We start from the raw sequence: 9,212 nt of genomic DNA, 5'->3' as shown, positions 1-9,212 counted from the left end.
GTATTCCGCTGTACTACAACGTGGGCTTCGTGCTGCTGGTCCCGTTGATTTTCTCCCTGGTCTATCAATCCGGGCGGCCCGCCGTGGCGCTGGCCGTGCCGCTGCTGRCCGGCCTCTCCATCGCGCACGGCTTCCTGCCGCCACATCCTTCGCCCACGGCGCTGGTGGCGCAATTCCATGCCGATATGGGCAGGACATTGCTATACGGCCTTGCCGTGGCGGTGCCTACGCTGATCATTGCCGGTCCGGTGTTCGCCATGTCGCTGCGCCGCATCCGCGCCGAACCGGCCCAGATGTTCCGCAACGAGCTGCGTGCCGAGGCTGAACTGCCCGGAACCGTCAACAGCTTTGCGACTGCGCTGCTGCCCGTGGTTCTGCTGGCTGGTGCGACGCTACTGGCGATGTCCAATGCCGCCGATGGTCCGCTGCTGGCTTTCCTGTCCAATCCTCTGGTCGTGATGCTGGTGTCCTATGGCGTGGCAGTGATCACGCTGGGTGCCGGCCGCGGCCAGGCACTACCTGAAGTCATGAAAGGGGCGCAGGAGGCGTTGCGCGATATCGCGCCCATCCTGCTGATCATTGCGGGCGCGGGCGCCCTGAAGCAGGTGCTGGTGGATTCGGGCGTCAGCACCCAGCTGGGCGAGCAGCTGGCGCGCCTGCCCGTGCCGCCGCTGGTGCTCGGCTGGACCGTCGCTACGCTGATCCGCATCTGCCTCGGCTCCGCGACGGTGGCAGGCGTGACGGCGGCGGGCATCGTCGGCCCGCTGGTACAAAGTTCCGGTGTCGATCCCAGCCTGATGATCCTCGCCATCGGCGCAGGAAGCCTGATGTGCAGCCATGTGAACGATTCCGGCTTCTGGATGTTCAAGGAATATTTCGGCTTGTCGCTCAAGGATACTTTCCGCTCCTGGACGCTGATGGAAACCCTGGTCGGCGTCTTCGGCCTGATTTTTGTGATGCTCTTGTCGCTGCTGGTCAGCAAAGGATAAAGCACTGATGAACAGACTCGCACTCGCGCTGCTGGCCGCAGCCGCGCATCTCCCCGCATTTGCCTCCACTTCCGCCTTCCTGACCAAGCCGGACGATCCCCGCGCCGCCACCGTGCAGGCCAAGGGCGATGGCAAGGCTGACGATACCGACGCCATTCAGCAGGCCATCAACAGCGTTGCGAACGGCGGCCAGGGTGGCGTCGTCTTCCTGCCCTCCGGCCACTACCGCATCACGCGCAGCATCCTGATTCCGCTGGCTGTCCGCGTGTATGGTGTCGGCCCGACGCGGCCCGTATTCGTGCTGGCGCCGAATACGCCCGGCTTCCAGAAAGGCGTCTCGACGATGGTGGTCTTCACCGGCGGCGACCAGTACACGGTCGGCAAAGTGCCGATGCCGGTGCCGAGTGCCGTACCGTTCAGCGAGAACGTGCGCGACGCGAACTCGTCGACCTTCTATTCCGCGCTGTCGAATGTGGACTTCGACATCGGCGCCGGCAATCCCGCTGCCGCAGCAGTGCGCCAGCGCACCGCCCAGCATTCGAATCTGAGCCACATCGATTTTCACATCGGCTCCGGCATCGCCGGCATCTACAACGTCGGCAATGTCGGCTACGATCTGCGCTTCTACGGTGGCCGTTACGGCATCCTGAGCGAAAAGACTTCCCCGGCCTGGCAGTACACACTGATGGACGCCACCTTCGACGGCCAGCGCGAGGCCGCCATCCGAGAGCACGAGGCGGGGCTTACCCTCGCCAATGTCGATATCCGCAATACGCCCGTCGGCGTGGAAATCGACCGTGGCTACGGCGACTGGCTGTGGGGGCGGGATGTGCGCTTCGAAAACGTGTCGAAATCCGCGCTCATCATCAGCAATGAGGACAATGTCTATACCCAGGTTGGCTTCGAGCGCGCCATCGCGCATAACGTGCCGACCTGGGCGCGTTTCCGCGACAGCGGCAAATCGCTGGCAGGCGCCAGCCGCGCTTATCAGGTCAGCGAATTCAATTACGGCATGAAGCTATTCGAACTGGGAACGCCAGGCAAGTTTGAAACCACGTTCAAGACAGCCGGAGCGCCCGATAAATCGGCGGCCGCGCGTGTCATGCGCGCACTGCCGCCGAGCACGCAGTGGGCCAATGCACGCAGCTTTGGCGCAGCAGGCGACGGCGCGACCGACGACACCGCCGCCCTGCAGAAAGCCATCGACAGCAGCCGCGTTGTCTATCTGCCGCAAGGCTTCTACGTCGTCAGCGACACTATCCGCATGAAGCCGGATACGGTGCTGATCGGCCTCCACCCCGGCCTGACCCAGCTCGCGCTGCCGAACGGGTCACCGAAATTCCAGGGCGTGGATGGGCCGAAAGCCTTGCTGGAAAGCGCGAAAGGCGGCGATGCCATTGTCTCCGGCATCGGCCTGGCCACAGGTGAAGTCAACCAGCGCGCGGTGGCCCTGCTGTGGCGCGCCGGCCAGCAATCTCTGGTGGATGATGTGCGTATTCAGGGCGGCCATGGCACACGCCTGTACGACGGTTCGCGCAGCGATCCGTACAAGAAGACCGCCAACTGGGATACGACCTGGTTCTGGGACCGCCAATATCCCAGCGTGTGGGTAACGGACGGCGGTGGCGGCACCTTCACCGGCATCTGGTCGCCAAGCGGCTATGCACAGGCAGGCTTCTACGTCTCCAACACGAAAACACCGGGCCGCGTGTATGAGCTCTCGGCTGAACACCATATCCGCGCCGAGATTGTGCTGGATGGCGTGGAGAACTGGGAATTCCATGCGCCGCAGACGGAAGAGGAAGTCCGCGACGGCATGGACTCCGTTTCGTTCGAAATCCGCAATTCGCGCAATCTGTTGATCGCGAAYTACCATGGCTACCGCGTCACGCGTTCGATCAAGCCCGCACCTGCTGCTGTGAAGATCACGAATTCCAGCGACATCCGCTTCCGCAATGTGCACGTGAATGGCGAAAGCGGCTTTGCCACCTGCGACGACAACGGCTGCGCCACCTACCTGCGCGCCACCAAGTATCCCTACGAAAATGCGATTGTCGACGTCAGCAACAAGATCGAAGTGCGTGAACGCGAGTTCGCAGTGCTCGATTACACCGGCAAACAGAAAGCCGCCCCGGCGCCGCTGGGCAAGGCCGACAAGCTGGAAGAAGGCTTCTATTCCATCGCCGGCGCAGCGGTCGATGCGGCAGGCAAGCTGTATTTCGTGGACCGCCATTTCAAACGCATCTACAGCTGGTCGAAGAATGAAGGTCTGGCTGTCGTACGTGATGCGCCGCTTGATCCTGTGAATCTGGCGATCGACAGCAGCGGCAATGTGATGGTGCTGTCCTCCTACGGCCCGGAAGCGACGGTCTACAGCTTCAAGCCGGGCATGCCAGGCACCGACGTGACTGTGATCAAGCCTACATCCGTGGCGCAGCGTACGGCAGCGCGTGTGGCGATTCCAGTCAATTTCTGGAACAACGGCGAATTCAAGGACCAGCTTAATCCGGACACCTACCAGTTCACCACCCTGGCCGAAATGTTTGCGCGTGACGTCGCCGTGCCGAAAGCGCGCGAATACGTTTCGCCCGACGGCAGCCTGGTACTGCCCGCCTTCCGCGTGCTGCGCCAGGGACCTGCCGACCATCTCGGCTACCGCTGGTCCGACACGCTGGACACTCACGGCTTCGTGTCCGCACGTGCCGGTGAGCGCGTGGTCTTCACCAACGGTTCCGAAAACCGCACCTTCAGCGGCCTGCTTGGCCCAGGCGGCGCCGTGACGGACCTGAAGCCTGTCGCCAATCGCGGCGGCGAAAGCGCTGCTGTCGACGGCGCAGGCAATGTCTATGTCGCCAACGGCCAGGTCTTCGTCTATGACGCCGACGGCAAAGAGACTGGCCGTGTCGACGTACCGGAGCGTCCTCTGCAACTGATTTTTGGCGGCGCCGACAAGCGCACCTTATTCATTCTTACTCACCATGCCCTGTATGCGACTCACATCAATTAAACAGGCGGCAGCAGTAGTCCTGTTGCTGGCCAGCGCCGCCGCGATGGCGCAGCAATCTGCACCACCGTCATTCCAGCTCTGGCCCAACGGCGCACCGGGCTCCGAAAAGCGCCACGGCGAACCGGAAACGGTCAAGGACACTTACGTCAGCAATATCCATGATCCATCGCTGACCGTGCAGCGTGCCGATGCGCGCCACGCCAACGGCGCAGCGGTGATTGTGGTGCCGGGCGGAGGCCATCGCATGCTGGTCTGGATCAATGAGGGCATGCTGGCCGCGAAAAACCTGAACCGCATCGGCGTAACGGCCTTCGTGCTGAAATACCGCCTGGCACGCGACCAGGGTTCCAGCTACCGCATCGATGGCGACGCCGCTTCCGATCTGCGCCGCGCCGTGCGCTGGGTTCGCGCGCACGCAGCCGAATACGGCGTCGATCCACAGCGCGTGGGCATCATGGGCTTCTCCGCCGGCGGCGAGCTGGTTTCGCTTGTCGCCGACAATCCTGAAACCGCTCCGCCTCATCGCGACGCCATCGACCAGCAGAACGGCCGTCCGGACTTCCAGGTGCTGGTTTACCCTGGTCCGCTCGGTGTTCCAGCCAAATCGGTGAACGGCGCGCCGCCCGCCTTCCTCATCGCTGGTTCGCAGGACAAGTGCTGCATGCCGCCCGCGCTGGGTCTCTATCAGCAGCTGATAAATGCTGGCGTGTCGGCTGAACTCCACCTGTATGCCGATACCGACCATGCCTTCAACGTCGGCCAGCGCGGCGAACGCGTCTCATTGCAGCATTGGCCCGACCGCCTGTCCGACTGGCTGAGCGATGGCGGCTGGCTGGTCCCGCGCGGCAATCGACCGGTCGAAGGCGTGCCTGCACCGTAAGGAGAAAAGATGAAACGAGCACTGATCTTCGCAGCGGCCATGGCCTCGGCCTCCAGCAGCCATGCCGACAACCAGTTCAAACTGCTGGTGCTGGCCATTCCCAACAAGTACCACTATGAATACATTCCCATCGCGCGGGACAGTTTCGAAAAGCTGGGCAAGCTGCACTCCTTCGACTTCACCTGGACCAATAAACCGGAAGTCTTCGAGCAGGATCTGAAGCAGTACGCGGCCGTGGTCTTCCTCAACACGCCCGGCGAGGAACTGAATCCGGCGCAGCGCATCAGGTTCGAGGAATACATGCGCAACGGCGGCAATGCGGTCGTCGTGCACCGCGCCCTGATCACGCCGCCAAATGGGTGGGTGTGGTACGAGAAAATGGTGGGCCGCTCGTTCAAGACCCATCCCATGCTGCAAACCGGCGTCGTCACGGTCGAAGACAAGAAATTCCCCGCCACCTACGGCATTCCCGAGCGCTGGATCTGGAGCGACGAATGGTATGAAACCACCAATCCCTACCAGGTCACGATTCATCCGGTACTGAATGTCGATGAGTCAAGCTACGACCCGACCAAAATCTGGCCGGGCCAGGTAGCCACCGGCATGGGCAGGGATCATCCCGTCAGCTGGTACCACCAGTTCGAGAAAGGCCGCGTTTTTGTGACCGCGCTGGGCCACAACGGCGAAATGTACCGCGACCCGCAGTATCTGACCCACCTTCTGGGCGGCATCTACTGGGCTGCGACCGGCAAGGGCCAGAAGCCGTAACGGGAAAGGGCCGCGAATGCCGTGGCCCCGATCAGCCCAGTTTCTTCAGCTGCTCACGCGCATAGGCGGCGCTCGGATGATTCGGCGCCAGCTCCAGGAAACTGGTATAGGCCTTGCGGGCCTTTTCGGCATCGCCCTGGCGCTGGCGCGCGTCGCCCAGGTTCAGGTAAGCGATGGCGCGCGAGGCATCCATTTGCAGGGTGTTCTCGAACCAGCGCGCGGCTTCCGCGTACTTCTCCTGCTTGTAATACACGAAGCCCAGATTATTGGCGGCCAGGCCGAAGTCTGGACGGTATTTCAGCGCTTCTGTAAAGGCTTCCTCCGCCTGCGCATATTGCTTCTCCTTGTACAGCTGCAGGCCGCGGTCGTTGGCGCGCTGCGCCAGCTGGCGGGTTGGCGCGTCCACCGGCTTAGGCGCCGACAGCTTTTGCTCTCCGCCCTGCAGGGTCTTCACCACCACCACGTTGCCGTCTGCCTGGCTGGCACGGCCCGCATCGAGCTTGTTATTCAATGCGATCGCTTCTGGCGGCAGCTGCTTGCTGCCTTCGCTCAGGAATTCCGCTTCGGCCGGCAGCTGGAACACAAATTCGCCGCCTTCCGAGCCGGGCAGGCTGCCGAAGGCCGGAGTCTGCTGCGACACACTGGCCACGGCAGGCGCCACATAGGCCGCGAGCTCCGTTGCGGTAATCATGCCGTCGCCATTCAGGTCCGCCTTACCGTTCAAGGCCTGCAGCAGGGTCCAGGTGAAGACCGAGTGGCCGTTCGGACCACCGTCCGCCACCATCTGGTCGGCGCCGCCGGCGGTCAGCATCTGGCGGCCGATGCGGCGCGCGTTATCGCGCAGGAAAGCGGCCGTACCGCCGCCGCGCGTCAGTCCCAGGCCGCTGTAGCAGGCGTCCATCACGAACAGCAGGTGCTTGGCATTCAGGCTTTCCGCGATATTCTGCAGGTCGGTCATCGGAATCGCGTCGACGCTGATTTGCTGCGGATCGGAATCGAAAGGCACGATGTAGCCCAGGCTGCGGCCGGAGCTGAGCTGCCGCGTGGCGCCGTGCCCGGCAAAAAAGACGAACACACGGTCGTCCTTCTTCAGATTCGCCTCGGCCAGCTTGTCGTGGAACAGCGCCAGGATATTGTTGCGCGTAGCCTCGCCATCCGTCAGCGTGAACACGCGGGAATTGTCGAAGCCGAAGCGGCTGACCAGGGTATCGCGGATGGATTTTGCATCCTGCACCGCATACTGCAGCTTGGGCCATTTCTGGTAGTGGTTGATGCCGATGACGACCGCGTAGCTGTTGGCGTACCCGGTGCTGACGGCCACCTTGTCCGGCTCCGGTTTGCCTGCCTTGGTGACGGTGAAGTCGTTGCCATCCCAGGTGGCGAAGCTGTAGCCGTCGGCGATCAGCTTGTCCAGCACCAGCGGCAGCGTCTTTACCGTGCGCTCGTGGATGTCGTGGAACAGAATGATGCCGCGCTGTTCTTTCTCCAGTGAGGACAGCACGCGGCTGGCAATCGAGTTCGGCACCGGATCGGCCCAGTCCAGCGAATCGATATTCCACATCACCGAGCGCAGGCCCAGCTTGTGCAGCACCTCCAGTCCCTCCGCATTGTGCGCACCATAAGGGAAGCGGAACAGGGCCGAGCGGCGCGGATCGACCGCCTTCAGCAACTGATCCGCATTGGCGATTTCGCCGTACAGCTCATCGCCTTTTTCCTTCGACAGCAAAGCGTGGCTGTAGCTATGGTTGCCGACCACATAGCCGGCGTCCAGCAGGCGGCGGCTGGCGGCCGCGTACTTGCCCACGGTTTCCCTGCCCTTCTCGTCGATCTGGCCGAGGTTCTTGCCCACTTCGAAGAAGATGCCGGGCACGCCATACTGCTTGAGAATGGCCGCCACTTCGTCGGTGTAGGTCGCATGCGGACCGTCATCGAAGGTCAGCACCACGGTCTTCGGCGGCAGTGATTTACCGAAGATTTCCTTGTTCGCGTCTTCAGGCTTGACCGGATACGGAACGATAACGCCGTAATCCTTCATGATGCGCTCGCGGTCGAACAGCTTCTTCAGATGCGCCACATAATCATCCCAGCGCTCGCGCTTCGGCACGATGGCGCGCTGGTCGAAGCGGGCAAAGACGCCGCTCAATTCCTTGTCGTACTGGTGTTCGATATCCTCCAGCGCCGCCAGGTCTTCGCTGATGCGCTTGTGCAGCTTGATGCCGGGCAGGGTCTGATTGGCTGCGGCCAGCTTCTGCATTTCCACCAGCACCTCACGGAAGACCAGGCGGTCGGCGTCGAACAGGTCCGGCGCAGACTCCACATACGACAGCAAGATCTCATACGCGGCATCGCGCTGGGCCGCGGGCAATGCCTGCAGCCGCGCCAGCAGATCGCGCGCCTTGGCAAAGCGCTCGATATTTTCATGGAACAGCGACTGGCCCACCTGCTCCGCTGCCTTGCGGTCCGCATCCGACAGTGCTTTTTCGTCCGCCAGCAGCACAATGACCTTGCGGTAGCTCGCCAGGATGCTCTGAAGTTCCGCCATCAATGGTGCCTGGGCGTTGCCGGAATCCGCAACGGCTGCCGCAGCCGGGGCGCTCGTGGGGCTCGGCCGGGACTTCAGGATTACTGCCGCCGACGCCGCAGCGGCCACCACGACCGCGCCAATCACCAGAGGTTTGGAAAGCTTCATGTTTTAGCAGAAAATGGAGGACCAGCCATTCTATGCCATTACAGCGGCGGCGCCCTGAATCCTCCCAGTTCCCTTTCCAGCAGACCGGCAAAGCCGATTGTGCTGAGGTCCGCGTACGGCGCCCCCATCACTTGCAGCCCTACCGGCAGCCCCTGTTCATCCAGCCCGCAAGGACACTGCGTCGCAGGCAGCCCTGCCACGGATGCCATGCCGACCCACGCCAGATGATCGAAGTAAGAGCAGGTTTGGCCATCCACTCGGCGGCGCGCCGGATCGGCGTCATCGTGGGGGAAGGCCGTGGTGGTGGTCGAAGGGCAAACGACCAGATCCCAGTCCTGGAAGCAGCGCCGCCATTGCTGCGTGAGGCGGGCACGTTCCTCCTGCGCCTCAAACCAGGCACGCGCACCAGCCATGRCAGACTTCTTCCCGATTGCCATCAGGCGTTCACCGCCGCCGGCCGTGCTGTCGTAATGCAGCGCCTGCGCCTGTTCCGGCGACATCTTCGACAGGTTCTGAATCAGCAGCAGGCGCGCGAAGCATTCGGCACTGGCCGCGAGGTCCGGCAGCACTTCGCTATGCCGGGCCACCTTCCCGCCGCTGTTGGCCAGCGTGTCCGTCACGTTTTGAACCGCGGAGCGCACTGCGGCGCTGGTGTAGACCAGGGGATGCGTGTCGAGCAACAGCACGCGGCACTCCGCCAGGCTTTGCCAGCGCGGCGACGGCAATTGCACGCGCCAAGCGTCAGCTTCCGGCGTTCCAGGTCCGGCCAGCACCGACAGCGCCAGACGCAAATCGTCCGCTGTACGCGCCAGCGGTCCTATCACGCCCAGCTCTGAACCAGTCAGGCTGCCCGGCAGATGATGACCCTGCGAAGACACC

Annotated in this window: 6 protein-coding genes; 4 read left to right on the top strand and 2 right to left on the bottom strand. The window is 62.9% G+C overall.

Going from position 1 to position 9,212, the window contains the following annotated elements; genetic code table 11:
• The 4 genes from AB4Z11_RS13070 to AB4Z11_RS13055 form a co-directional block, all read left to right on the top strand.
• On the top strand, window positions 1-989 hold a 989-nt coding region (locus tag AB4Z11_RS13070; RefSeq protein ID WP_442025684.1), incomplete at its 5' end, for a gluconate:H+ symporter.
• Window positions 990-996: 7 nt separating this feature from the next.
• Complete coding sequence (locus AB4Z11_RS13065; RefSeq protein WP_442025683.1) at window positions 997-3,996, top strand: glycosyl hydrolase family 28-related protein; 3,000 nt, start codon at window positions 997-999, stop codon at window positions 3,994-3,996.
• Window positions 3,977-4,876 carry an alpha/beta hydrolase gene (locus AB4Z11_RS13060; protein ID WP_442025682.1) on the top strand — a complete coding sequence of 300 codons (900 nt, stop codon included), beginning with the start codon at window positions 3,977-3,979 and terminating at the stop codon, window positions 4,874-4,876. The genes AB4Z11_RS13065 and AB4Z11_RS13060 overlap by 20 nt, the downstream gene beginning before the upstream one ends.
• A gap of 9 nt (window positions 4,877-4,885) precedes the next feature.
• On the top strand, window positions 4,886-5,644 hold the full coding sequence (locus tag AB4Z11_RS13055) for a ThuA domain-containing protein (RefSeq protein ID WP_442025681.1): 759 nt from the start codon (window positions 4,886-4,888) through the stop codon (window positions 5,642-5,644).
• Window positions 5,645-5,675: 31 nt separating this feature from the next.
• Here AB4Z11_RS13055 and AB4Z11_RS13050 read toward each other — a convergent pair whose 3' ends face one another.
• Window positions 5,676-8,333: a polysaccharide deacetylase family protein gene (locus tag AB4Z11_RS13050; RefSeq protein ID WP_442025680.1), complete on the bottom strand. Its 2,658-nt coding sequence runs from the start codon at window positions 8,331-8,333 to the stop codon at window positions 5,676-5,678.
• 38 nt (window positions 8,334-8,371) lie between these two features.
• Window positions 8,372-9,212 (bottom strand): amidase family protein (locus AB4Z11_RS13045; protein WP_442025679.1); only part of this gene is annotated, 841 nt, incomplete at its 5' end.

Source organism: Pseudoduganella sp. RAF53_2 (assembly GCF_052113985.1).
In the GTDB taxonomy this organism is placed as follows: domain Bacteria; phylum Pseudomonadota; class Gammaproteobacteria; order Burkholderiales; family Burkholderiaceae_D; genus Rugamonas.
Note: the sequence above shows the minus strand (reverse complement) of the source record. Positions and strands in the feature narration are given on the sequence as shown.